The 22,296-nt window shown below is 68.6% G+C and carries 28 protein-coding genes; 14 read left to right on the top strand and 14 right to left on the bottom strand.

Going from position 1 to position 22,296, the window contains the following annotated elements:
- The first annotated feature begins 15 nt into the window (after positions 1 to 15).
- Positions 16 to 387 carry a MerR family transcriptional regulator gene (locus tag SK854_RS27250; protein WP_319977960.1) on the top strand — a complete coding sequence of 124 codons (372 nt, stop codon included), beginning with the start codon at positions 16 to 18 and terminating at the stop codon, positions 385 to 387.
- 18 nt (positions 388 to 405) lie between these two features.
- Here SK854_RS27250 and SK854_RS27245 read toward each other — a convergent pair whose 3' ends face one another.
- Positions 406 to 1,446: an NAD(P)-dependent alcohol dehydrogenase gene (locus SK854_RS27245; RefSeq protein WP_402909205.1), complete on the bottom strand. Its 1,041-nt coding sequence runs from the start codon at positions 1,444 to 1,446 to the stop codon at positions 406 to 408.
- A gap of 142 nt (positions 1,447 to 1,588) precedes the next feature.
- Here SK854_RS27245 and SK854_RS27240 point away from each other — a divergent pair, with 142 nt between their 5' ends.
- Positions 1,589 to 2,467 carry a helix-turn-helix domain-containing protein gene (locus SK854_RS27240; RefSeq protein WP_319977959.1) on the top strand — a complete coding sequence of 293 codons (879 nt, stop codon included), beginning with the start codon at positions 1,589 to 1,591 and terminating at the stop codon, positions 2,465 to 2,467.
- Entirely contained in the window at positions 2,464 to 2,757 is a 294-nt protein-coding gene (locus SK854_RS27235; RefSeq protein ID WP_319977958.1) for a SelT/SelW/SelH family protein, read from the top strand. Before SK854_RS27240 ends, SK854_RS27235 begins: the two co-directional genes overlap by 4 nt.
- Here the strand turns inward: SK854_RS27235 and SK854_RS27230 are convergent.
- Positions 2,743 to 3,279, bottom strand: coding sequence for a hypothetical protein (locus SK854_RS27230; RefSeq protein WP_319977957.1), 537 nt, complete (start codon positions 3,277 to 3,279; stop codon positions 2,743 to 2,745). The genes SK854_RS27235 and SK854_RS27230 overlap by 15 nt on opposite strands.
- 133 nt (positions 3,280 to 3,412) lie before the next feature.
- Here SK854_RS27230 and SK854_RS27225 point away from each other — a divergent pair, with 133 nt between their 5' ends.
- Entirely contained in the window at positions 3,413 to 3,934 is a 522-nt protein-coding gene (locus SK854_RS27225) for a hypothetical protein (protein ID WP_319977956.1), read from the top strand.
- Here SK854_RS27225 and SK854_RS27220 read toward each other — a convergent pair whose 3' ends face one another.
- Genes SK854_RS27220 through SK854_RS27205 form a run of 4 tightly spaced genes read right to left on the bottom strand, consistent with a single transcriptional unit; the run spans position 3,935 to position 7,368 of the window.
- On the bottom strand, positions 3,935 to 4,888 hold the full coding sequence (locus SK854_RS27220) for a glycine betaine ABC transporter substrate-binding protein (protein WP_319977955.1): 954 nt from the start codon (positions 4,886 to 4,888) through the stop codon (positions 3,935 to 3,937).
- Positions 4,885 to 5,619: an ABC transporter permease gene (locus SK854_RS27215; protein ID WP_319977954.1), complete on the bottom strand. Its 735-nt coding sequence runs from the start codon at positions 5,617 to 5,619 to the stop codon at positions 4,885 to 4,887. The genes SK854_RS27220 and SK854_RS27215 overlap by 4 nt, the downstream gene beginning before the upstream one ends.
- Positions 5,616 to 6,728: an ABC transporter ATP-binding protein gene (locus tag SK854_RS27210; RefSeq protein ID WP_319977953.1), complete on the bottom strand. Its 1,113-nt coding sequence runs from the start codon at positions 6,726 to 6,728 to the stop codon at positions 5,616 to 5,618. Before SK854_RS27210 ends, SK854_RS27215 begins: the two co-directional genes overlap by 4 nt.
- Positions 6,721 to 7,368, bottom strand: coding sequence for an ABC transporter permease (locus SK854_RS27205; protein ID WP_093599265.1), 648 nt, complete (start codon positions 7,366 to 7,368; stop codon positions 6,721 to 6,723). The genes SK854_RS27210 and SK854_RS27205 overlap by 8 nt, the downstream gene beginning before the upstream one ends.
- A 253-nt stretch (positions 7,369 to 7,621) precedes the next feature.
- On the opposite strand from SK854_RS27205, the gene SK854_RS27200 reads away from it, so the two are divergent.
- The 4 genes from SK854_RS27200 to SK854_RS27185 are packed head-to-tail and all read left to right on the top strand — an operon-like array spanning position 7,622 to position 13,259.
- Positions 7,622 to 11,485: an amino acid adenylation domain-containing protein gene (locus tag SK854_RS27200; protein WP_319977952.1), complete on the top strand. Its 3,864-nt coding sequence runs from the start codon at positions 7,622 to 7,624 to the stop codon at positions 11,483 to 11,485.
- 19 nt (positions 11,486 to 11,504) lie between these two features.
- Positions 11,505 to 11,720 (top strand): tautomerase family protein, encoded by a 216-nt coding sequence (locus SK854_RS27195; RefSeq protein WP_319978194.1) that lies wholly within the window; start codon positions 11,505 to 11,507, stop codon positions 11,718 to 11,720.
- Positions 11,721 to 11,727: 7 nt separating this feature from the next.
- Positions 11,728 to 12,600 carry a pseudouridine-5'-phosphate glycosidase gene (locus SK854_RS27190; protein ID WP_319977951.1) on the top strand — a complete coding sequence of 291 codons (873 nt, stop codon included), beginning with the start codon at positions 11,728 to 11,730 and terminating at the stop codon, positions 12,598 to 12,600.
- Complete coding sequence (locus SK854_RS27185) at positions 12,597 to 13,259, top strand: HAD family hydrolase (protein ID WP_319977950.1); 663 nt, start codon at positions 12,597 to 12,599, stop codon at positions 13,257 to 13,259. The genes SK854_RS27190 and SK854_RS27185 overlap by 4 nt, the downstream gene beginning before the upstream one ends.
- Here SK854_RS27185 and SK854_RS27180 read toward each other — a convergent pair whose 3' ends face one another.
- Positions 13,260 to 14,033 carry a hypothetical protein gene (locus SK854_RS27180; RefSeq protein ID WP_319977949.1) on the bottom strand — a complete coding sequence of 258 codons (774 nt, stop codon included), beginning with the start codon at positions 14,031 to 14,033 and terminating at the stop codon, positions 13,260 to 13,262.
- A gap of 55 nt (positions 14,034 to 14,088) precedes the next feature.
- Between SK854_RS27180 and SK854_RS27175 the strand changes: the two genes are divergently transcribed.
- The gene (locus SK854_RS27175; RefSeq protein ID WP_319977948.1) at positions 14,089 to 14,814 is read left to right on the top strand and encodes a MerR family transcriptional regulator; all 726 of its coding nucleotides are present in this window, start codon (positions 14,089 to 14,091) and stop codon (positions 14,812 to 14,814) included.
- Here the strand turns inward: SK854_RS27175 and SK854_RS27170 are convergent.
- Complete coding sequence (locus SK854_RS27170) at positions 14,796 to 15,368, bottom strand: dihydrofolate reductase family protein (protein WP_319977947.1); 573 nt, start codon at positions 15,366 to 15,368, stop codon at positions 14,796 to 14,798. The two genes, SK854_RS27175 and SK854_RS27170, sit on opposite strands and share 19 nt — an antisense overlap.
- Before the next feature lie 194 nt (positions 15,369 to 15,562).
- Positions 15,563 to 15,763 carry a hypothetical protein gene (locus SK854_RS27165; protein ID WP_319977946.1) on the bottom strand — a complete coding sequence of 67 codons (201 nt, stop codon included), beginning with the start codon at positions 15,761 to 15,763 and terminating at the stop codon, positions 15,563 to 15,565.
- A 103-nt stretch (positions 15,764 to 15,866) separates the two neighbouring features.
- Here SK854_RS27165 and SK854_RS27160 point away from each other — a divergent pair, with 103 nt between their 5' ends.
- Both SK854_RS27160 and SK854_RS27155 read left to right on the top strand, forming a co-directional pair.
- Positions 15,867 to 16,406: a TetR/AcrR family transcriptional regulator gene (locus SK854_RS27160; protein WP_319977945.1), complete on the top strand. Its 540-nt coding sequence runs from the start codon at positions 15,867 to 15,869 to the stop codon at positions 16,404 to 16,406.
- 49 nt (positions 16,407 to 16,455) lie between these two features.
- The gene (locus tag SK854_RS27155) at positions 16,456 to 16,671 is read left to right on the top strand and encodes a hypothetical protein (RefSeq protein WP_319977944.1); all 216 of its coding nucleotides are present in this window, start codon (positions 16,456 to 16,458) and stop codon (positions 16,669 to 16,671) included.
- Here SK854_RS27155 and SK854_RS27150 read toward each other — a convergent pair.
- Positions 16,668 to 17,408 carry a hypothetical protein gene (locus tag SK854_RS27150; protein WP_319977943.1) on the bottom strand — a complete coding sequence of 247 codons (741 nt, stop codon included), beginning with the start codon at positions 17,406 to 17,408 and terminating at the stop codon, positions 16,668 to 16,670. The genes SK854_RS27155 and SK854_RS27150 overlap by 4 nt on opposite strands.
- An 87-nt stretch (positions 17,409 to 17,495) precedes the next feature.
- Here SK854_RS27150 and SK854_RS27145 point away from each other — a divergent pair, with 87 nt between their 5' ends.
- The 3 genes from SK854_RS27145 (at position 17,496) to SK854_RS27135 (ending at position 18,989) form a co-directional block, all read left to right on the top strand.
- Complete coding sequence (locus tag SK854_RS27145) at positions 17,496 to 17,855, top strand: hypothetical protein (protein ID WP_319977942.1); 360 nt, start codon at positions 17,496 to 17,498, stop codon at positions 17,853 to 17,855.
- Positions 17,856 to 17,864: 9 nt separating this feature from the next.
- Positions 17,865 to 18,227, top strand: a complete 363-nt coding sequence (locus tag SK854_RS27140) for a MerR family transcriptional regulator (RefSeq protein ID WP_319977941.1) — start codon at positions 17,865 to 17,867, stop codon at positions 18,225 to 18,227.
- Between the two features lie 123 nt (positions 18,228 to 18,350).
- Entirely contained in the window at positions 18,351 to 18,989 is a 639-nt protein-coding gene (locus SK854_RS27135) for a DNA alkylation repair protein (RefSeq protein ID WP_319978192.1), read from the top strand.
- Here SK854_RS27135 and SK854_RS27130 read toward each other — a convergent pair.
- The 4 genes from SK854_RS27130 to SK854_RS27115 are packed head-to-tail and all read right to left on the bottom strand — an operon-like array spanning position 18,986 to position 22,294.
- Positions 18,986 to 19,588 (bottom strand): response regulator transcription factor, encoded by a 603-nt coding sequence (locus tag SK854_RS27130; RefSeq protein ID WP_319977940.1) that lies wholly within the window; start codon positions 19,586 to 19,588, stop codon positions 18,986 to 18,988. The genes SK854_RS27135 and SK854_RS27130 overlap by 4 nt on opposite strands.
- A complete protein-coding gene (locus tag SK854_RS27125) occupies positions 19,585 to 20,649 on the bottom strand; it encodes a sensor histidine kinase (RefSeq protein WP_319977939.1) in 1,065 nt (354 codons plus the stop codon). The genes SK854_RS27130 and SK854_RS27125 overlap by 4 nt, the downstream gene beginning before the upstream one ends.
- Entirely contained in the window at positions 20,646 to 21,407 is a 762-nt protein-coding gene (locus SK854_RS27120; RefSeq protein ID WP_319977938.1) for an ABC transporter permease, read from the bottom strand. Before SK854_RS27120 ends, SK854_RS27125 begins: the two co-directional genes overlap by 4 nt.
- On the bottom strand, positions 21,404 to 22,294 hold the full coding sequence (locus SK854_RS27115) for an ABC transporter ATP-binding protein (RefSeq protein ID WP_319977937.1): 891 nt from the start codon (positions 22,292 to 22,294) through the stop codon (positions 21,404 to 21,406). The genes SK854_RS27120 and SK854_RS27115 overlap by 4 nt, the downstream gene beginning before the upstream one ends.
- Positions 22,295 to 22,296: the final 2 nt, after the last annotated feature.

Genomic DNA, 22,296 nt, shown 5'->3' with positions numbered 1-22,296 from the left:
GTGGCGGAGGTCTCAATGCGCATCGGAGAGCTGGCGGAACGCACGGGCGTGAGCGTGCGCGCGTTGCGCTACTACGAAGAGCAGGGCCTTCTCGCGTCCGAACGCAGCGGGAGCGGGCAACGGCGATACGTCGAGAATGCCGTCGGCCGGGTCAAGCTGATCCAGCAGCTCTACGCCGCCGGAATCTCCAGCGCGTCGATCCTGGAGATGCTGCCCTGCGTGGTGACGGGGGTGGCGGCACCGGAGGTCCTGGCGAAGCTGCGCGGGCACCGCTCGTCGGTGGTGAAGCAGATCGAAGAGCTGCAGGAGACCCTCCTGCAGCTCGACACGGTGATCGCGGGCGCTACGAAGGCCTACGCGACCGGGGTGCCGTGCCCGCCCAGCTGAGCGGGCACGGCGCAGTCCTCAGATCGTGGCGGTGTCGATCACGAACCGGTACCGCACGTCGCTCGACTGCACCCGCTCGTAGGCGGTGTTGATCTCGTCGGCGTTGATCAGCTCGATCTCGGCGCCCAGGCCGTGCTCGGCGCAGAAGTCCAGCATCTCCTGGGTCTCCGCGATGCCGCCGATCATCGATCCCGCGAGCGTCTTGCGGCCGCCGAGCAGCCCGAACAGGTTGATCGAGACGGGCTCCTCCGGCGCGCCGACGTTCACCAGGGCACCGTCGGTCTTGAGCAGCCCGAGGTACGCGGTGAAGTCCAGCGGCGCGGACACCGTGGAGACGATCACGTCGAACTTGCCGGCCAGCTCGGTGAACGTGGCCGGGTCGCTGGTGGCGCGGTAGTCCTGGGCGCCGAGCTTGAGCCCGTCGTCCTTCTTGCGCAGCGACTGCGACAGCACGGTGACCTCGGCGCCGAGCGCGGCCGCGATCTTGACGCCCATGTGACCGAGCCCGCCCAGGCCGACGACGGCGACCTTCTTGCCCGGTGCGACGCCCCAGTGCTTGAGCGGCGAGTAGAGCGTGATGCCCGCGCACAGCAGCGGCGCCGCCACGTCGAGCGGGAGCGCGTCAGGGATGCGCACGACGTAGTTCTCGTCGACCACGATCTGCTGCGAGTAGCCGCCGTAGGTGACGTCGCCGCGGCGGTCGATGCCGTTGTAGGTCATGGTGTTGCCGTTCGCGCAGTACTGCTCCAGCCCGCGCAGGCAGAACTCGCACTCACGGCACGAGTCGACCATGCAGCCGACGCCGACCCGGTCGCCGACGGCGTGACGGGTGACCTCGGAGCCGACCTCGACGACCACGCCGGCGATCTCGTGGCCGGGGACCATCGGGAAGATGCCCTGGCCCCAGCCCTCGTCGACCTGGTGGATGTCGGAGTGGCAGATGCCGGCGAACTTGATGTCGATCAGGACGTCGTGCGCGCCGACCGCGCGACGTTCGATGGTGGTGCGCTCCAGCGGTGCCTTGGGTGCGGGAGCGGCGTAGGCAGCGACGGTGCTCATCAGGTTTCTCCTCGTTGTCGTGTCGATGACGACACTGCTCGGGTTCGAGGGCGCTACCCAGACACCTGCTTTTCGTACGTCTGCCGTGCCTACCACCAGCAGTAGCAGGCACGGTTCGCCCAGGCCGGGGATACTCGGGTGCATGGACGTGGACCCGCGCACCGAGCTGAGCGAGTTCCTGCGCAGCCGCCGTGCGCGGCTGTCCCCCGACGACGTCGGGCTGCCCCGCTACGGCCGCACCCGCCGTGTGCCGGGCCTGCGCCGTGAGGAACTGGCGCAGCTCGCGGGCGTTTCCGTGGCGTACTACACACGGCTTGAGCAGGGCAACGGCCGCAACGTCTCGGACGAGGTGCTGGACGCGATCGCCCGTGCGCTGCGGCTCAACGATGCCGAACACACGCACCTGCGCAACCTCGCCGCCTGCCCGTACGACAACAAGAAGCAGAAGAAGGTGGGGCGCAGCAGCGTCCGCCCGGCGCTGAAGCACCTGCTCGACAACATCAACGTGCCCGCGTACATCGGCGGGCGGCGCTGCGAGGTGCTCGCGTGGAACCCGATGGCGGCGGCGTTGTTCGGCGACTGGGGCGAGCTGGAGCCGCGCGACCGGAACTGGGCGCGGTTCATCTTCCTCCGGCCCTCCTATCAGGAGCTCTTCGTCAACTGGGAGAGCAAGGCCTCCGACGTCGTGGCGTTCCTGCGGATGGACGCGGGCTGCTACCCGAACGACCCCGAGCTGACCGCCCTGATCGGCGAGCTGTCGGTGAAGAGCGAGCTGTTCCGGCAGCTCTGGGCGAGGCACGACGTCAAGGAGAAGTCCTTCGGCACCAAGGCGATCCGCCACCCGCTCGTCGGCGAGATGACGCTGTCGTACGAGACGCTGCGGATGCCCAGCGAGCCCGACCTCTTCCTGACCACCTACCACGCGGAGCCGAGCACGCCGTCCGCCGAGGCGCTGCAACTGCTGGCCAGCTGGGGCTGGGACGCGACCCGCTCCGGGGAGTCTGTTGAGAATCGGACATGAGGACACCGCGTCTGGAGATCGAGTACTGCACCCAGTGCCGGTGGCTGCTGCGCGCCGGGTGGACCGCTCAGGAGCTGCTGACCACGTTCACCGCGGAACTGGGCGAGGTCGCGCTGATCCCCGGCACCGGCGGCGTGTTCGACGTGCGGCTCGACGGCGAGACCCTGTGGTCGCGAAAGGTTCAGGAAGGCTTCCCGGACCTCGCCGTGCTCAAGCAGCTCGTGCGCGACCGGGTGGCGCCGGAACGCTCTCTGGGCCACACCGATCGCAAGAACTCAGCCGACGCCTGAGGACAGTCGCGCGTTCTCCGCGGCCTGCGTGACAGTGCTGCCGACACCGCTGAACCAGACGGTCGGCTTCGTGCAACCGCCCTTGACCTCGTAACCGCCGGAGATGGCACGCACGGTGTCGTGCGTGCAGAACCGGCCGGGCGCGATCTCCTTGAGCAGCCTGGCTTCCCGCGCCGCGTCCGTCAGCGTGGTGCCGAAGGCGTCGACGAACGAGGTCGGTTTCGCGCACGACATCTTGACCTCGAACCCGCCGACCGCCGTCCTGCTCAGGTCGCCGCTGCACAGCGGCCCGCCGTTGCTCTGGAACTGCCTCAGCAGCAACGCCTCCCGATTCGCGTCTCCGGTCGTGCTGCCGTACCCGTCGATGAACGCGGTCGGACTGGAACAGGACACCTTGGCGACGTAGCCGCCCGGAGTCGTCCTCGTCGAGTCGACCGAGCACGGTCCCGCCGCACTCGCCGGTCCCACCGCGACCACCATGCCGCTCACGGCCAGAGCGACACCTAGCAGGGTTGCTCGCATTCGCTTCTCCCCCTTCGGTTTCCCCACAACCTCCCGCGCCGGACCGGCAACGTCAATCGGGCAAAACGCCTGCCGCGCTGGGCCTTCCGCGAATTCCCTGCGGCCTGGCCTCACGGCTCGTATGGTGGCTGCCGTGCATCCGAACCAGGGTTGGCAGGCGCAGCAGCCGCAGGGACACGGTCCGGGTTACGGCCCCGCCCCCGGCTGGGGTCAGCCGCTGCCGCCGAGCGTCGCGCCGGCGTTCCTCGCGGGTGGGCTGTGGCTGCTCGTCGCGGTGCTGTGCTTCGTGCTGGCAGGGCTGAACTCCGCCGACGGCAAGGGCATCCGGCAGACCCCGGAGGCCGCCGTCGCGCTGCTGGGACTGGCGTTCGGGCGCGGCTTCATCGCCAACGGCGACCCGGCGATCGTCGCCACCTACGTCGCGGGCGGTGTGGTGCTGCTGCTCGCCGCACTGGTGATCGCCCGGCTCGGGTTCGCGCGCCGGGTCCTCGCCGGGCTCGGGTTCCTCGTGGTCGCCTACTACGTCTTCGCAGTCGTGCGACTGACCATCGACCACGGCGGCACGCTGATCATCGTGCCGGGCCTCGCGCTGATGCTGTGGCTGGCCGCGGCGATGGTCTCGGTGCTGCCTCCGGTCGGACGGGCGATGCGCTGATCAGTCCGTCCTGATGAACCCCTTCGACACCATCCAGTCGCGCGCCACCTCGCCCGCGTCCCTGCCCTCCACGTCGACCTGACGGCACAGCTCGATCATCTGGTCGTTGGTCAGCGCGGCACTCACCTTCTCCAGCGGGCCGCGGATCTGCGGGTACCGCGCGAGGAACTCGGCGCGCACGGTCGGTGCGACGTTGTACTGCGGGAAGGCCTTCTTGTCGTCCTCCAGCACGCGGAGCTTCTGCGCGGCGATGCGGCCGTCGGTCGTGAACACCTCGCCGACCGGGCAGGTGCCGCCCGCGACCGCCGAGTAGATCGTGCCGATGCCGAAGTTCTTCACCTCGGTCGTCGGGAACCCGTAGGTGCGTTGCGCGGCCGGGAAACCGTCCTGGCGGCTGGTGAACTCGGTCTCCAGGCAGAACACCGCCTGATCCGGGTTCTGGGTGAGGAACGCCGCCAGGTCGGAGGTGGTCTTCAGGCCGTGCTGCTCGCCGTAGGCCTCGGTGACGGCGAACGCGTACTGGTCGTTGAGCGGCGAGTAGGCGAGCCACTCGACGCCGTACTTCTCCAGGTCGGCCTTCTTCGTGGCGTCGTACTGCGCCTGTTCGCCGCCGGGAACCGGAAGAACGTTCCCCTGGTAGTTGATCCAGCCGGTGCCGGTGTACTCCCAGGTGACGTCGACCTCGCCGTTGAGCAGCGCCTGCCGGGCGGTCTGAGAGCCCTTCAGGTCGGTCAGGTCGACGACGTCGGCACCGGCCGCGGACAACGCCATCTCGGCCAGGTAGCCGAGCAGGATGTTCTCGGTGAAGTCCTTGGACCCCACGGTGATCTCGACGCCCTGGAGCGACTGGTCGAGCTGGATCGAGCCCGGCAACACCTTGTAGGGCAACGCGCTGTTGACGTCCAGGCCGCAGCCGGCCAGACACAGCGCCAGAACGAGCAGAACCCTCTTCACCTGACCCCCTTGGGGCCGAACCACTGCTCGATCACCGCGCCGACCCAGTCGACCAGCAGCGCGAGACCCGCCGCCAGCGCCGAGCCGGTCACCAGGACCTTCATCAGGTTCAGCTTGTAGCCGGTGTCGATCAGCAACCCGAACCCGCCGGCGTTGACGAACAGGCCGAACGTGGCCGTGCCGACCGCGAGCACCAGCGAGGTGCGCAGACCGGCGAGGATCAGCGGAACGGCCAGCGGGAGCTCGACGCGCCACAACACGCCGGACGCCGACATGCCGATGCCGCGACCGGAGTCCACAAGGGACGGATCGACCTGCTGGATTCCGACGATCGTGTTGCGCAGCACGGGAAGCAGCGAGTAGAACGCGAGCGGCAGCGCGGCCACCCACAGCCCGCCGGAAGCACCGGTGACCAGGAACCACAGCACCAGCACACCCAGTGCGGGCGCTGCCTGGCCGACGTTCGCGACCGCCAGGAACGCCGGTGCGAGAAAACGGGCCCACGGCCTGGTCGCGACGATGCCCGCCGGCACCGCGACCACCACCACGATCGCGGTCACGACGACAGTCATCGCCAGGTGGTCGCGCAACGCGGTCAGCAACGACGACGCGTTCAGCGTGCCCTTCTCGGTCGCCGTCAGTTCGGTGGAGAACACCCACGCCAGCACTCCGCCGACGATCAGCAACACCGCGACGGGTTGCGCCCAGAACCGGATCCGCCCGGCCGTCATGCGTTCGTCCGCAGCTGTTGCACGACCTCGGTGACGGTCGCGAGGTCGATCGTGCCGACGTACTCGCCGCGACCACCGGTGACGACGGCGCGGCCTCCCTCGGTGATCATCGCTTCCAGTGCGTCCCGCAGGGTCGACTGCAGCGACACCGAGTCCTGCACCGGCTGGCCGATGCGATGCAGCGATGTCGCGCGCTTCAGTTCGCTCGCGCGCACCCACGTCAGCGGCCGGTCGCGCTGGTCGAGCACCAGCAGGAACTTCTCGTCACCGAGCTCCACAGTGGACGGATCGGCGTCGGACCGAGCGGTCACCGCCTGACCCAGTTCGACGTCCCGCACCCGCGTCAGCGTCAACGCCTTCAGCGACGCACCGGCGCCGACGAACCCGGCCACCGTGTCGTCCGCCGGGTTGGCCAGGATCGCGTCCGGGGTGTCGTACTGCAGGATCGTGGACCGGTCGCCCAGCACGGCGATCTTGTCGCCGAGCTTCACGGCCTCGTCGAAGTCGTGCGTGACGAACACGATCGTCTTGCGGAGCTCGCTCTGCAGCCGCAGCAACTCGTCCTGCAGGTGCCCGCGCGTGATCGGATCGACCGCGCCGAACGGTTCGTCCATCAGCAGCACCGGCGGATCGGCGGCCAACGCGCGGGCGACGCCGACCCGTTGCTGCTGGCCGCCCGAGAGCTGACGGGGAAAACGATCGGAGAACTCGCCGGGATCGAGCCCGACCAGGTCCATCATCTCGTCGACGCGGTCCGCGATCTTCTTCTTGTCCCAGCCGAGCAGTCCCGGCACGATCCCGATGTTCTGCGCCACGGTGAAGTGCGGGAACAGCCCCGCCTGCTGGATCGCGTAGCCGACGCGCCGGCGCAGGTCGTCCGGGTCGATCTTCAGCGCGTCCTCGCCGCCGATCGTGATCGTGCCGGACGTCGGCTCGATCAACCGGTTGATCATCCGCATGGTCGTGGTCTTGCCGCAGCCGGACGGCCCGACGAACACCACGATCTGCCCGGCGGGCACGACCATCGAGAAGTCGTCGACCGCGGCCGCCTTCTGCCCCGGATACCGCTTGGTGACGTGGTCGAGCCGGATCTCGATGCCTTCAGCCACGGACGCCCCTCGACACGGTGAAACGGTTGACCAGCACGTACACGCCGTCGAGCAGCAGGGCGAGGATCACCACGCCGATCGTTCCGGTGAGGGCCTGGTTCATCGAGTTCGCACTGCCCGCGTTCGCGAGCCCGGAGAACACCTCGGACCCCAGACCCGGCCCTTTCGCATAGGCCGCGATCACGGCGATCCCCATCAGCATCTGCGTGGCGACCCGCATTCCCGCGAGAATCGCGGGCCACGCCAAACGCAACTCGACGCGCGCGAGTACCCCGAATCTGCTCATCCCAATCCCTCTTGCGGCATCACTCACAGCCGGATCCACTCCGGCCAGCCCGACCACCGTGTTGCGAACTATTGGCAACAAGGCGTAAAGCACCAATGCGACGACCGTGGTGTTCGCGCCCAGTCCGAACACCGGAATCAGCAACGCCAGCAACGCGAACGACGGAATGGTCAGAATCGTGCTCGCCAACGCCGTGGCCAGCGCGGATCCGGCCGGACTGCGATAGACCGCGACCCCGATCGCCACACCGAGCACAGTCGCCAGAACTGTGCACTGCACAACGGCACTGACATGCAGAAACGCTTGCAAAGACAGCCGATCCCAGCGATCGGCCACGTACTGCAGAACATTCATCCTCGCGGCCCCGCCCTCGAAGTTGGCATCCACCCAACACCACTGTGGACGGTGGGGCAACCATTCGCCACCGAACCACGCGTCTCAGTGGGCGGGAATCCGTTGCCGTTCAAGGCGGTTCTGGTAGACCTCCTCGGCTGGTCACCAGGCAGATCGCTCCAGTGGGTTTCGAGCCGTTACTCATACGTTCTTCAACTAACCAAGAACGCGCTCGCACCACTCTTGCCTGTCGACCGCTTGGGGGATTTCTGAGATGTCGCACGAAGCTGAAGTGGACGGCGGCTGCCTCCCGGACCTGCTGCGCAAGCAGGTGGAGGAACACCCCGATCGCACAGCCGTCGTCTTCGGTGAACAAAGCATCACCTACGGCGAACTCTTCGAGCAGAGTTCCGCGCTCGCCACGCATCTGCGCCGCCTCGGCATCAGCGAGGACGACTGCGTCGGCATGTTCGTCGAACCCTCGCTCGACCTCGTGGTCGGCGCCTGGGGAATCCTCTGCGGCGGGGGCGCCTATCTGCCGTTGAGCCCGGAGTACCCGGAGGACCGGCTCCGGTACATGATCGAGGACTCGCGCACGAAGGTCGTCGTGACGCAGCCCGCGCTGAAGCAACGCCTGGCCGAACTCGCGCCCAGCACAACGAGAATCGTCACGCTCGACGACTGCGACGAGGCGTTCGACGACGGCTTCTCCCCCGCCCACAACAGCCTCGCGTACATCATCTACACCTCGGGCAGCACCGGCCGGCCCAAGGGCGTGATGATCGAGCACCGCAGCATCGTCAACCAGATGCTGTGGCTGCACGACACCTACGCCATCGACGGCACGAAGCGCGTGGTGCAGAAGACGCCGATGAGCTTCGACGCGGCGCAGTGGGAGATCCTGGCCCCCGCGGTCGGCAGCACCGTGGTGATGGGCCGTCCCGGCATCTACCGCGACCCGGAGATGCTGATCGAGACCATGCGCGAGCACGGTGTCACCACGCTGCAGTGCGTGCCGACACTGTTGCAGGCGTTGATCGACACCGAGGAGTTCCACACCGTCACGTCGCTGAAGCAGGTCTTCAGCGGTGGTGAGGCGTTGTCCCGCACGCTCGCCCAGGCGTTCGTCGCGGACATGCCGAACGTCGCGCTCATCAACGTCTACGGCCCGACGGAGACGACGATCAACTCGTCGTCGCACGTGGTCGACCCGGCTGAACTCGCCGAGGCGCCGAAGTCGATCTCGATCGGCCTGCCCGTCGCGAACACGACGTACCTGGTGCTCAACGACAACCGCGACATGGTCACGCCGGGCGAGATCGGCGAGCTCTACATCGGTGGCGTCCAGGTCGCCCGCGGCTACCTGCACCAGCCGGAGCTGACCGAGGAACGGTTCGTGGACGGCATGTTCCGCACCGGCGACCTCGTGACGCAGAACCTCGACGGCACCGTGCAGTTCGCCGGACGCGCGGACAGCCAGGTCAAGCTCCGCGGCTACCGGGTCGAGCTGGACGAGATCCGGCTCGCGATCGAGACGCACGACTGGGTGCGCAACGCCGCGGTGATCGTCAAGGAGGACGAGCGCACGGGGTTCCAGAACCTGATCGCGTGCGTGGAGCTCAACCCCAAGGAAGCCGCCCTGATGGACCAGGGCAACTCCGGCTCGCACCACCAGTCGAAGTCCAGCCGCCTGCAGGTCCGCGCGCAGCTGTCGAACCCCGGCGTGCGCGACGACCTCAGCGACCGGCAGAGCTTCGAACTGCCCGGCGAGGAGGCGAGCTGCCTGCAGCGCAAGGTCGTCTTCTCGCGCAAGTCCTACCGGTTCTACGAGGGCGGCCAGGTCACCGACGCCGACCTGCGGCGGTTGCTGGAACGCAAGCCGATCGGCGCGGGCTCCAAGGACCCGAAGGCGATCCACTTCGCGGAGCTGGGCGAGATCCTGCGCTACTTCGGCGCGCACTTCAGCGACCAGCGGCTGCTGCCGAAGTACGGCTACGCGTCACCGGGCTCGCTCTACGCGACCCAGCTCCACCTGGAACTGCACCACATCGCGGGCCTGCCGAGCGGGTTGTACTACTACCACCCGCTGCGCCACCAGCTCGTGCTGATCTCGCCGCTGCCGGAAAGCTATGAAGCGCAGGCGAAACTGCACTTCATCGGGCGCAAGGCAGCGATCGAGTCGGTGTACCTCAACAACATCCAGGAGGTCCTGGAGATCGAGACCGGCCACATGGTCGGGCTCTTCGAAGAGGTCCTCCCCGGCTACGGACTCGACATCACGGCCGCCGCGCACACCCCGGAGACCAAGGAACTGCTGGACGTCGCCGACGAGGACTACTACCTCGGCACGTTCGAACTGAGCGCCTACACCGGCATCCGCGAGGACGAGGTCGACGTCTACGTCCAGACGCACCCCGGCCGCGTCACGAACCTGCCCGGCGGCCAGTACCGGTTCGCCGACGGCGAGTTCGAGCGCGTGTCCGACGACCTGGTGCTGCGCAAGCACGTCATCGCCATCAACCAGGCGGTGTACGAGCGCGCGAGCTTCGGCATCAGCGCCATCGGCCGTTCCACTGAGCCGTGGCGGCGTTACATCGACCTCGGCAGGACCATGCACCGGTTGTCCGCCAACGACGTCGACCTCGGCTTCATGTCGTCGGGCTACAGCTCGAAGACGAACAACGACCTCCCGTCGGCCAAGCGCATCTGCGACGTCCTGAAGGCCGCCGGCCGGCAGGACGGGCCGTCGTACTTCTTCCTGGGCGGCAAGGTCTCCTACGACCAGCGCCGCAGCCCCGGCATGAAGGAGGACGTCGTCCACATGAAGGGCCCGGCCGAGCTGATCCGGGACGATCTGGTCAACTTCCTGCCGGACTACATGATCCCGAACAAGGTCGTGGTGCTGGACGCGTTGCCGGTCACCGCGAACGGCAAGATCGACGTCAAGGCCCTGGAGAAGTCGGACAAGACCAACGTCGACGACCAGGACCGGCCGTTCGTCGCGCCGCGCACCATCACCGAGCGCCGCATCAGCGAGATGTGGAAGAAGCTGATGAAGCGCGAGACCGTCTCGACGCACGACGACTTCTTCGAGACCGGCGGCAACTCGTTGATCGCGGTGGGCCTGGTCAACCGCATCAACAAGGACTTCGGCACCTCCCTGCCGTTGCAGGTGCTGTTCGAGTCGCCGACCATCGAGCAACTCTCACGGCGCGTCGACGGCCTGCACGAGGGACCGATCTCGCGGCTGGTCCCGTTGCAGCCCAACGGGGACGCGGTGCCGGTGTTCTGCTGGCCCGGCCTGGGCGGCTACCCGATGAACCTGCGCACGCTCGCAAGTCGTTCGGAGCGCCCGTTCTACGGCGTGCAAGCGCACGGAATCAACGAGGGCGAGACGCCGTACAGCACGATCCGCGAGATGGCCGCGGCCGACATCGAGGCCATCAAGGAAGTGCAGCCGGAGGGCCCGTACACGTTGTGGGGCTACTCCTTCGGCGCGCGGGTCGCGTTCGAGACGGCCTACCAGCTGGAGCAGGCGGGCGAGGAGATCGCGAACCTGTACCTGATCGCGCCGGGGTCGCCGAAGGTGCGCTCGGAGCGGGACAGCGACGAGGCGTCCTACGACAACAGCGCGTTCGTGACGATCCTGTTCTCGGTCTTCGCGGGCAGCATCACCGACGCGCGGCTGGGCCGGTGCCTGGAGGTCGCGAAGGACGACGACAGCTTCGCGGCGTTCATCAGCAGCGAGTTCCGCGACCTCGACAGCGAGCTCGTGCGGCGGATCATCAGGATCGTCACCGAGACGTTCTCCTTCAAGTACACCTTCAGCGAACTGGCCGAGCGCACGATCACCGCGCCGCTCACGATCTTCAAGGCGCGGGGCGACGACTACTCGTTCATCGAGGGCAGCGAGGGCTTCTCGGTCACCGACCCGGTGATCGTCGAGCTGGAGGCCGACCACTACAGCCTGCTGCGCGAGCCCGACATCGACGAGCTGCTGGCGTCGATGGAGCAGAACGCCGCCGTGCGCGAGGAAGTGGCGGCGGTGCCGGTGCTGCTGTCCGACGAGCAGATGGCCGAACTGATCGCGGCCGTCACCAAGGCGGTCACCCTCGCCATCGCGGGAGGCCAGTCGTGAGGAGGTCGCATTGCCGCACGTGAACATCAAGCACTTCCCTGCCCCGCTCAACGAGGAGCAGACGTCCGAGCTGGTCTCGGCCATCACCGAGGCGGTGACACGGGCGTTCGGCTGCGACGAGGGCGTCGTGTCGATCGCCGTGGAACCGGTCGACCCGCAGGCGTGGCAGGACCAGGTCTACGCGCCGGAGATCTTGGAACGCAAGGAGTTCCTGCGCAAGACCCCGAGCTACTGAGGTGCCGATGAACATTCCCCTGGTGTACGGCGAGGAAGTGGCCGAGGCGATCACGGCGGGGCAGCCCGTCGTGGCGCTTCCGTCGGGTGTGCTCAGGTCCGGCCCGGACAGCGCGGAGACCGCGCGCCTGGCCGAGGACGCGGTGCGGGCGAGCGGGTCGGTGCCCGCCACGATCGGCATCGACAAGGGCCGGATCCTCGTCGGCCTCTCGGAGACCGACATCGAGCGATTCGCTTCCACACCAGGTGTTCCGCGGGTCGGCAACCGGGATCTTCCGGTCGTGCTGGCCCGCGGGACGACGGGCGCGACGACCGTCGCGTCCTCGTTGATCGCGGCCGAGCTGGCGGGGCTGAAGTTCCTGTCCGCGGCCGCGATCGGTGGTGTGCACCGCGACGCGCGCCGCGTCTCGCCGGATCTCGTCCAGTTCACCCGCTCGAAGGTCGCGGTGGTCTGCGCGGGCGCCAGGAGCACCCTCGACCTCGGCCTCACCCTGAAGTTCCTGGAGACGCACGGCGTTCCGGTCGTCGCCCACCGGTCGGACGACTTCCCCGCGTTCTACTGCGTGTCCAGCGGACTGCGCGCTCCGCACCGCGTCGACGACCCGGCCGTGCTCGCCCGGGCGATCGAGAGCCACTGGGCCCTCGGCAGCCCGGGCTCGTTCCTCGTCACCACACCGACCAAGCCCGCGGACGCCATCGACAGCGCCGAGATCGAGTCCGTGATCACATCCGTTCTCGCCACGGGAACGAAGTACCTTGAGCGTGCCGTTGACCGCGCGACGGAGGGGCGTTCCGCGAAGGCGACAATGGCGGTGCTGATCAACACCGCCGAGGTCGCCGGGGAGCTCGCCGCCGCCCACGCGAAGGAGTTCTCCTCGTGAACCGTTGCGCGATCTTCGATCTGGACGGCACGCTGGTCGACTCCCCGCGCGGGATCGTCACGACGTTCGCCGCGGTGTTCGCCCAGCTCGATCTGCCCACAGTGGACTCTCCGACCATTCGCGGCACGATCGGGCTGCCGCTGCCCTCGGCGTTCGCGAAGGTGCTCGGCCTGCCAGAGGACGAACCGGTGGTCGCCCGGTGCGTCGAGGTCTACCAGTCGACGTTCCGCAAGATCGTGCTGCCGATGGCGACGCAGCTGGTGTTCCCCGGCGTGTACGACGGGCTGCAGTCGTTGCGGGAGGACGGTTTCCGGCTCGCCGTCGCGACGAGCAAGTTCATCGTGAACGCCGAGGCACTGCTCACCGCGGCCGGTCTGCGCGAGGAGTTCTCCGTCGTCGTCGGCGCGGACCAGGTCGCGAAGCCCAAGCCCGACCCGGAGTCCGGCCTCCTCGTGCTGCGCAAGCTCGGCGTGGCACCGGCGAACGCGGTCATGGTCGGCGACACCACGCACGACATCCACATGGCGCACGGTGCCGGGATGTCGTCCATCGGCGTGACCTACGGCGTGCACAGCGTCGACCAGCTGCTCAGCGCGAACCCGACCTGGCTGGTCGACTCGTTCGCCGGAGTCGTGGCGGCGGTGCGCGAGTGCACCTGATCACCACGGGAGCAGGGCGTGACCGCTGCCGGCCTGCCACGTCACGAAGGCCAGCAGTCCGGCGTAGCCGAGCGCGGCGACGGTGATCAGCCGCGCTCGGCTGTTCTCGTCCATCCGCCGCAGCGCGAAGAACACCACCAGCAGCACCTGGACCGCGTGCAGCCCGACGAAGTGAGGCACCCGGAAGTCGCCGGCCTCACCGATGCCGTGTCCCTGGTACATCACGATCTCCCGGCCGTTGGCGTCGACGACCGTGCGCTGGTGGACCTCGGTGGCCAGGAAGTACACCGGCACGACCATGCCGTACGTCGCCATCGCGAGACCGGCGCGCACCGCCCGCTTCAGCCCGCGGTCGCCGTCCCGTTGCAGCAGCGCCAGCGCCACGATCGCCAGTTGCACGAGGAACAACACCGCCACACCGTTGGTGAAGACCTGCGTGGCGAGCAGGGTGATCGAGTCGGTCGAGGTGTTGAAGTGGCTGAACGTGCCGCGGGCCGCCTGCGTCGTGATGGCCGCGACCTCGGCGAACGAGGCGATCGCGAACGCCGTCCCCATCCAGGAGCCGAACCCGCGTGCTCTCGTGAACGTGCTCAGCAACCACGAGAGAGTGCCGGAGTAGAGGGCGAACGCGAGGCCGAACTTCAGCGGTTTCAGCCAGATCGGCTCACCGAGGAGTTCCCGGTCGTCGAGGAGGATGCCGAACGCGGCGACCAGCGCGAGTCCGAGCATGAGAACGGTGTTGACCAGGAGCGGGCGATGCCAGTTCGTGAACATGCCGGCAATGCTCGAAGGCTGACGCACCGTCAAGGTCAAGCCCCAGAATGACGACGTGCTGACGATCAAGCGACTGGCCGAGTACGTCGGGGTCACCGTGCGCGCGGTGCGCCACTACCACCAGACCGGTCTGCTCCCCGAACCCGAACGCGACGCCTCGGGCTACCGGCGCTACCCCGCGCAGGCCGTGGTCGACCTGATCCGCATCAGGACCCTGACGGCGGCCGGCGTACCGCTGACCCGCGTGCACGAGCTGATCAGGGCGACCCCGGAGCAGTTCGCGGCGGCCGTCGAGGAGATCGGCCAGGGCCTGACCCGGCAGATCGAGGAGCTGGAGCACCGCAAGGCCGGCGTCGCGGCACTGCGGGCGGGCGACCGGATGTTCCTGCCCGCCGAGATCACCGACTACCTGGACCAGCTACGTGCTCTGGGCGTCAGCGAACGCGGCGTGAGCTTCGAACGCGACGGCTGGATCGTGCTCGCCGCCGCCTACCCGGATCAGGCGCTGACGTGGATCGCGCAGAAACGGGACCAGCTGGCGGATCCGGGCTTCCGGCAGTTCTACGTCACCTACGACCAGGCCCACGACTGGGATCCAGCCGACCCGCGGCTGCAAGACCTGGCCGACGTCATGGCGGCCAGGCTGCGACAGGAGGCGGCGCAGACCGTGCACGAGGTGCTGTCCGCCGACGAGAAGTCATTGCTGGGCGCGCACGTCCAGGACTTCTCGCCGGCGTGGCTGCGGCTCGCCGAGCTGGTGCGTCAGCGCACGACGTCGTAGACCAGCTTCTGGATGCCGTTCGAGTACGACTCGCTCTCCACGACCTTGAGCATCTGCTTGTCCTTGTCGGACTCGCTGAACAGCCGCTTGCCCGCACCGAGCAGCACCGGGAACACCAGCAGGTGGTAGCGATCGATCAGGCCCGCGTCGGACAGGTTGCGGTTCAGCGTCGCACTGCCGTGCAGCGAGATCGGGCCGCCCTCGGTCTCCTTGAGCGCGGCGACGTCGTCCAGCGACCGCAGGATCGTGATGTCGCCCCAGTTGTCGACCAGCTGGTCTTCCTTCAGCGTGCTGGACACGACGTACTTCGGCATCGCGTTGTACTGCGGGAAGTAGTCGAGCGTCGGCCACACCGGGGCGAACGCCTCGTAGCTGACCCGGCCCATCATCATGGCCGCGGCTTCTTCCTGCTCACGGCCCTTGATCTCGTAGGCGGCCTCGTCGAACTCGATATCCTTGAAGGTCCAGCCGGAGCTGCGGTGACCGGGTTCGCCACCGGGTCCCTCGACGACGCCGTCGAGGGAGACGAAGGCGGTGGCGATCAGGGTGCGCATCTGGTTCTCCTCGGTGTTCGCGCTTGCTGTCATCAGTGCGTCGAACGGGAGATGCCCGGTATCGACATCTCGCGCCAAGAAAGTTTCCGGCATGAGTGCCGGCGGCGCCGCACACCCCACCGAGTCCAGCGCCGCCGGCCAGGTGAGGGAGTCTTTCCAGTGGTCACGGAGGCACTGCATGGCGCACGACAGCACTAGCCCTTCAACCAGTCCCAGCCGAACCTGCGGACCACGAGAACCAGGCCCAGCAGCACCATCACCGCGTACGCCGCGACGCGCAGCGCGTCCGGCATCTCCACGTAGTTCAACGCGAACCAGCTCTTCGAGCCACCGGTCAGGTTGTTGATCAACCCGCCGCCACCCTGCACGAGCAACACCAGTGCGATCAGCTCCACAGCTCCCCCTGATGAATACGAACGTATTGATTTGATGCTCGACGGTAGCCGCGATCCGACATGTGGTCAAATCAATGCGAACGTCTCGAAAAGAGGGAGCCGAGTGAAGCCTGCACGAGGCAGGGGTGCCGCCCACGACGAACGGCGCGGCGCGATCCTGGAGGCGGTGTTCGCGATCGTCGACACCGAGGGCACCCATCAGGTCAGCATCCGCCGCGTGGCCGAGCGGGCGGGCGTGTCCGTGGGTCGCGTCCAGCACTACTTCCCCAGCAAGGACGACCTGCTCACGGCCGCGTTCACCGCGATCAACGATCGCGGCACCGCCCGCGTCCAGGCCCGGCTCTCCGAGTCGTCACCGGCCGAGGCACTGCTGACCGAACTCATCCCCGCGACCGACGAAGATCGCCGGCTGTTCCGCGTCGCGCAGGCGTTCGAGACGCACGCCCTCACGAACCCGGAAATGGCCGGGCGCCTCCGCCAGGACTACGACGAGCTGATCGCCCTGTTGACGGCGCTGGTCGGCGACGCGGCGAAGAAGCTCCTCGCCCTGGCGCTGGGGCTCGCGAGCCTGACCCTGACCGGCAACCTCACCCCCGAGGAGGCCCGCGCGATCGTCCGGTCAGGAATCGAGAAGCGCGGCTGAGCCGACGCTCCTACCGTTGTCCTCACCAGCAACCGGGAGGACAGCGAAAATGGTAAGCAGCAAGGGAATCCGTCAGTTCCACCGCGTGGTGAGCATGGTCTTCATGGCCACCGTCGTGTTCACGGCAGTCGCACTGACCGTGGACAACTCGGTGGTGTGGGTGTCGTACGTGCCGCTGCTGCCGTTGTTCGTCCTGATGGGAACGGGCGTCTACATGTGGTTCCTGCCGCAGATCGCCCGCCGCCGCGCGCAACGAGCCGCCTAACCTTCGAGGCGGTCCTCCAGGTGCGTGAGGGTGGCGTTGAGCGCCACCCCGTACACCGCGATCCGGCACGCCAGCCGCCACAGCGTCGCGTCCGTCGGCGCCACGGCCAGGCTGATCACGAGTTCCCGCACGAGCCGCCGGGTCTGCGCGACCAGCACCCCGACGCTCTCGGTGATCTCCCCGAACGCCGCCGACACCGAACTGAGCCCGCGGATCGCGTCGATGTTGTGGCCCATCAACCGCAGATGCTCCCCGGCGCCGCTCCACTCGGGAACGTCGTGGTCGAGGAAGTCCTCGAGCTCGTCGGCCATGTCCTGCTGCTCGGCCGCGATGTTGTACCAGGTCATCGCATGTGCGGCGACGACGTCCGGCAGCCCGGTGAGCTCGTCCAGCACGTCGTGCAACGGCCCGATCAGCTCCATCGCCGCCCGCGCCGAGTCCTCGACCGGCGCCACCAGCGACGGCACGGCTGCCTCCCGCACGGGGTCGGGACGAGGCGGCCGCACGCCGTAGAGGTCGTACAACCCGGCCACGATCAGCCGCAGGTTCTCCTCGACGTAGGAGACCAGCTCGTCCTGCCGGGCGTGCTTCTCCAGGACGGGGTGGATGATCCACCGGCACAGCCGCCCGTACACGGTCTCGTCGCCGACGACGACCGCGCTGGCCTGGTGCACGGCCGCGAACCGCACGCGCACGGCCTCGATCTGGCCGGCGTGGCGGACGATCTGGCCGGTCACGCGACTCCTTCGGTTCGACAACCACTCGCAACGGTAGTGGGAACGGACTTGACCTTGCACCACGGTGCAGGGCTCATCGTGATCGGCATGACCCGAGATCGCGTGGCCCGCTGGGGCAAAGCCGGCGCACTGTACGACCTCGTGGCGAGCATCGCGTTCGTCACGCCCTGGACCGGCGCGCTGGTGCTGGACCTCCTCGGCACGCCCCACGCCAAGGAAACGCTCCTGTTCTCGACGCTGTTCGGCACGGTCGTGGTGATGTGGTCGATCGTCCGCTGGCTGCGTCCCGAACCGTTGCTGATCGCCGCCGACACCGCGGGGCGCGCTCTGTTCAGCCTCTGGTTCGCGTGGGCGTTGTGGAACGGACACACGCCGGCGCTGGCCGGGTTCCTGGTGCTGGAGCTGTTCTGGGGCGCGGCCCAGCTACGCGCACTCGTGCGGAGGTAGCGTCCGGTGGTGCGCATATCCGAACTGGCCCGCGCCGCCGGGGTGGGCATCAGCACCGTGCGGTTCTACGAGCGCCGCGGCCTCGTCGTCCCCACCACCCGCACCCACGGCGGCTACCGCCACTACGACCCGGAAGCGTTGAAGCGGTTGAAGTTCATCCGCCGCGCGGCACGGCTCGGCTTCACGCTCACCGAGGTCGAGCAGCTCCTCAGCGCCTCGACGACGCCCGACGTCGGCGACGTGGTCACCGGCAAGGTCGCCGAGATCGAGCAGCGGATGCGCGACCTGGACCGGGTGCGGGTGGCGTTGCTGGACGTCGCCGAGAACGGTGTCCAGGACCAGTGCCCGGTGGTCGCGGCGCTGAGCGACTGAGTCAGCGGGTTGTGCCCCCGGCAAAGGGCACAACCCGCCTTCCGGTGTTGCGGCTCGTAGGCTGTCAGGCGTCGGTGGCGAACGGGAGGTCGAGCGGTGGCAGACGAGACGGTGGCCGTGCTGATGGCCGAACTGGCCGCGCTCGACGACCCCAAGGCGCGCGCGGTCAACGAGAAGCACGGCGACGACCACGGCGTGAACCTCGGCAAGCTCCGCGCGATCGCGAAGCGCCTCAAGACCCAGCAGGACCTCTCGCTCGAACTGTGGGCGACGGGCGACACCGCGGCCCGGCTGCTGGCTTTGCTGATCTGCCGTCCCAAGGCGTTCTCGCGCGACCAGCTCGACACCATGCTGCGCGAGGCCAAGCGCCCCAAGGTGCACGACTGGCTCGTGAACTACGTCGTGAAGAAGGGCCCGCACACCGAGGAACTGCGCGTGCTGTGGTTCGACGATCCCGACCCGGTGGTCGCGAGCGCGGGCTGGGCGCTGACCGTCGACCGCGTGGCGAAGCAGCCGGAGGGCCTGGACCTCGACGGTCTGCTCGACGTCGTCGAGAAGGACATGAAGGACGCCCCGGAGCGGCTGCAGTGGGCGATGAACCACTGCCTGGCGCAGATCGGGATCGAGCACCCGTCGCTGCGGGCCCGTGCGATCGAGATCGGTGAACGACTGGAGGTCCTCAAGGACTACCCGACGCCGCCGGGCTGCACGTCGCCGTTCGCACCGATCTGGATCAACGAGATGGTGAAGCGCAAGAACTAGAGCCAGCCGCGTTCACGGGCGGTGTTCGCCGCCTCGGAACGGTTGCGCGCGCCCAGTTTCGCCATCGCGGTCGACAGGTAGTTGCGGACCGTCCCCTCGGCGAGGTTGAGCCGGGCCGCGATGTCCGCGTTGCTCGCACCGGTCGTGACCTCCTGCAGCAGCTCGCGTTCGCGCGGTGTCAACGGATCGGCGCTGTCCCACGCGGCCATCGCGAGCTCGGCGGCGACCACGCGTTCGCCGGCGTGCACGCGACGCAGTGCCGAGACCAGGTCCGCGATCGGCGCGTCCTTCAGCACGTACCCCGCGACGCCCGCGTCCATCGCACGCCGCAGGTACCCACTGCGGGCGAACGTCGTGATGATCAGGACTCGCGTCGGATCGCCTCGGGAGCTCAGTTCCTGGGCGACGTCCAGGCCCGTGCGGCCGGGCATCTCGATGTCTGTCAGCAGCACGTCGGGCCGATGTTCCGCCACGGCCGCAAGGGCTTCGTCGCCGTCCCCCGCGGTCGCGACGACCGTGACGTCGGGCTGCAGGTCGAGCAGCTGGGCGAACGCGCCGCGCACCATCGCCTGGTCCTCCGCCAGCACGACCCTGATCACGTGGCCACCTTCAGCGGAACGGCGATGGTGACGGTGGTGCCGGCCGTGGCGGTGCGTGCGACCAGGCCGCCGAGCGCGGCGATCCGTTCGCGCATGCCCGTCAGCCCGTTGCCCTCCGGCGCGTGCCCGCCGATGCCGTCGTCGGCGATCACCAGCCGCAGTTCACCGTCGCGGGCCTCGACCCCGATGTGGCACGTCCTGGCCCGCGCGTGCCGAGCCACGTTGGTCACGGCCTCCCGCAGCGCGAGCGCCAGTTCGTGCTCGGTCGAGCCGACGATCACCAGCCCGGGATCCCTGCGCACGACGACCTCGACGCCGAGGCTCGCCAACGCGGTGCGCGCGGCCTCCAGTTCGGTCTCGAGCGACGCGCTGCGCCAGCCGGTGACGGCGTCGCGGATCTCGCCCAGTGCCGCACGGGCGGTGCGTTCGATCTCGGCTGCTTCCTCCTGTGCCCGCGCCGGATCCGCGGCGACGAGCTGGGCGCGCACGATGATCGCGGTCAGCGTGTGGCCGAGCAGGTCGTGCAGGTCGCGGGCGATGCGCTCCCGTTCGGCGAGGGTGGCGAGGTGCTCGATCCGCGCGGTGCGGATGCGCAGGTCAGACCCCTCGCGGTCCCGTTCGGACCACTCCACCTGCACGATGCCGATCACCCACAGGAAGATCAGCGACGGCAGCAGCGCCCACAGCCGGTACGGCATCTCGACGACCGACACCACGCCGAACACGCAGATCAACGCGGTCAGGCCGACGAACCACCGCATCGCCACCCGCCGTGACTCCGCGAGGCCGGCGAACGCCCCCGCGTAGACGAAGAGCACGGCGGCACCGGCGTTGAACGGCGTCGTCAACGCACCGAGCACCACCGTCGGCACGAGGCACCACCAGCGCACCCGGTCCGGCCGCCGCCACGCCAGCACGTACATCGGGACGAAGGCGACGACGACGACGGCGACGAGCGCCCAGTCCACCCAGTCCGCGGCCGGGTCGAAGATCGGTGCCCACAGCAGGTTCCCCAGGTAGATCAGGTGCAACCAGCGGGAGATCCCAGCGACTTTTCTCATGACCGCGCATGACGATACGACACGGCCGCGAGCACCGCAGCCACGATCGCCGTCCCCAGCAACACCAGCACATGCGTCAGCACGGGACCGCCGGTGAGCTGCGAGCGAGCGAGCTCTGACAGGTGGTAGGTCGGCAGGAACGGTGCCACGTCACGGAAGAACGCGGGCATGAAGTCGAGCGGCATCCACAGTCCGGACACGACGGCGGACGGGATGAGGATCGCGTTGAGCACGGCGGCCGCGGCACCCGAGCCGACCTGGAACCCGATCGCGAGACTCAGCAACGCGAACGGCAACGCCCCGGCCACCAGCACGCCCAGAACCCTGAGCAGCGCGGGCAACGGCGCGTTCAACGCACCCGTCACGGCCGCCGTCGCCGTCATCGCGACCAGCACCCCTGCCGCGTAGGGCAGTGCCGCCACCACCTTCGCCGCCAGCGTCACGCCGATCGGCACCGCGGACACCTGCTTCGCCCGCAGCCAGCCGCGTTCCCGGTCGGCCGCGACGCCGATGCCGGGGTTCATCAGCACGACCGAGATCACGCCGAACGCGCCGAACGTGGCGATCATCGTGGTGCCGGAGGACAGCCCTCCGTCGCTGAACTTCCCGAACAGCGACACGAAGAGCGCGAAGAACGCCACCGGCATGATGATCGAGAAGAACAACGCGGCGGGTTCGCGGACGATCCCCCGCAGCTCGTCCGCGAGCTCGACGCCGAAGACCTTCCCAGAACTGTGCCCGGAAACGCGCACCGTCATGCCGCACCCCTTTCGATCAGACCGGCCACTGCCTCTTCCAGCCCGGCGCCCTCGACCCGCAGGTCGGTCAGGCCGGGGTCCTCCGCGAGCAGCACCCGCAGCAACGCCTCCGGCGCACGCGTGCCGAGGTGGACGTGCTCGCCGTCGTTGCGCAGCGACACGACACCGGGCAGCGCTTGGAGGCGCTCCAAGCCGAGACCCGTTCGGGCGATGACCGTGCGGTCGGGCAGCCGCGCGACCAGTTCGTCCGGCGTGCCCTCGGCGAGCACGCGGCCGTGGTCGAGCACGACGACGCGGTCGGCGACGGCCGAGGACTCCTCGATGATGTGCGTGGTGAGCAGCACCCCGGTCCCGCGCGCACGCCGTTCGGCCAGGATCTGCCAGAACCGCTTGCGGGCGGGCACGTCCAGGCCCGCCGTCGGCTCGTCCAGCACCAGCAGCAACGGATCGCCGACCAGCGCCATGGCGAGCTGCAGCCGTTGCTTCTGACCGCCCGACAGCTTGGCCGCCCGTCGTCCGGCGAGGTCGGTCAGGTCGAGTTCGGCCATCACCGGCCCGGCCGCCGACCGGGGCTTGCCCGCCCGCACCGCGGCCCCCGTGACCAGCTCGGACACCTTCAGAGTGTTCGGGAACCCGAGCGACTGCTGCACCACCCCGAGGTTCCGCCGGGTCGCCGCGACCCGCGGATCTCCGCCGCGCACGCGCACCGAACCGGCCTTGGCGGGCAGCAGCCCGATCACCTGGTTGACCAGCGTCGTCTTGCCCGCGCCGTTCGGCCCGAGCAGCGCCACGCACTCCCCCGCGCCGACGTCGAGATCAACGACGTCCAACGCTCGCGTGGCACCGTAGTCGTGCCGCGCCCCGCGCACCTCAAGCACCGTTTCCATGG

It is taken from the genome of Lentzea sokolovensis, from assembly GCF_033949975.1.
Lineage (GTDB): Bacteria > Actinomycetota > Actinomycetes > Mycobacteriales > Pseudonocardiaceae > Lentzea > Lentzea sokolovensis.
This window is presented reverse-complemented; position numbering and strand designations above follow the sequence as displayed.

What these genes read in the sequence shown, in the direction of transcription:
- SK854_RS27215 (WP_319977954.1), bottom strand. Translation starts at nt 5,619, where the DNA reads ATGACGGCCGGGCGGATCCGGTTCTGGGCGCAACCCGTCGCGGTGTTG.
- SK854_RS27235 (WP_319977958.1), top strand. Translation starts at nt 2,464, where the DNA reads ATGAGGACACCGCGTCTGGAGATCGAGTACTGCACCCAGTGCCGGTGG.
- SK854_RS27155 (WP_319977944.1), top strand. Translation starts at nt 16,456, where the DNA reads ATGGTAAGCAGCAAGGGAATCCGTCAGTTCCACCGCGTGGTGAGCATG.
- SK854_RS27240 (WP_319977959.1), top strand. Translation starts at nt 1,589, where the DNA reads ATGGACGTGGACCCGCGCACCGAGCTGAGCGAGTTCCTGCGCAGCCGC.
- SK854_RS27205 (WP_093599265.1), bottom strand. Translation starts at nt 7,368, where the DNA reads ATGAATGTTCTGCAGTACGTGGCCGATCGCTGGGATCGGCTGTCTTTG.
- SK854_RS27230 (WP_319977957.1), bottom strand. Translation starts at nt 3,279, where the DNA reads ATGCGAGCAACCCTGCTAGGTGTCGCTCTGGCCGTGAGCGGCATGGTG.
- SK854_RS27170 (WP_319977947.1), bottom strand. Translation starts at nt 15,368, where the DNA reads ATGCGCACCCTGATCGCCACCGCCTTCGTCTCCCTCGACGGCGTCGTC.
- SK854_RS27200 (WP_319977952.1), top strand. Translation starts at nt 7,622, where the DNA reads ATGTCGCACGAAGCTGAAGTGGACGGCGGCTGCCTCCCGGACCTGCTG.
- SK854_RS27190 (WP_319977951.1), top strand. Translation starts at nt 11,728, where the DNA reads ATGAACATTCCCCTGGTGTACGGCGAGGAAGTGGCCGAGGCGATCACG.
- SK854_RS27145 (WP_319977942.1), top strand. Translation starts at nt 17,496, where the DNA reads ATGACCCGAGATCGCGTGGCCCGCTGGGGCAAAGCCGGCGCACTGTAC.
- SK854_RS27245 (WP_402909205.1), bottom strand. Translation starts at nt 1,446, where the DNA reads ATGAGCACCGTCGCTGCCTACGCCGCTCCCGCACCCAAGGCACCGCTG.
- SK854_RS27125 (WP_319977939.1), bottom strand. Translation starts at nt 20,649, where the DNA reads ATGAGAAAAGTCGCTGGGATCTCCCGCTGGTTGCACCTGATCTACCTG.
- SK854_RS27115 (WP_319977937.1), bottom strand. Translation starts at nt 22,294, where the DNA reads ATGGAAACGGTGCTTGAGGTGCGCGGGGCGCGGCACGACTACGGTGCC.
- SK854_RS27180 (WP_319977949.1), bottom strand. Translation starts at nt 14,033, where the DNA reads ATGTTCACGAACTGGCATCGCCCGCTCCTGGTCAACACCGTTCTCATG.
- SK854_RS27135 (WP_319978192.1), top strand. Translation starts at nt 18,351, where the DNA reads ATGGCCGAACTGGCCGCGCTCGACGACCCCAAGGCGCGCGCGGTCAAC.
- SK854_RS27120 (WP_319977938.1), bottom strand. Translation starts at nt 21,407, where the DNA reads ATGACGGTGCGCGTTTCCGGGCACAGTTCTGGGAAGGTCTTCGGCGTC.
- SK854_RS27250 (WP_319977960.1), top strand. Translation starts at nt 16, where the DNA reads ATGCGCATCGGAGAGCTGGCGGAACGCACGGGCGTGAGCGTGCGCGCG.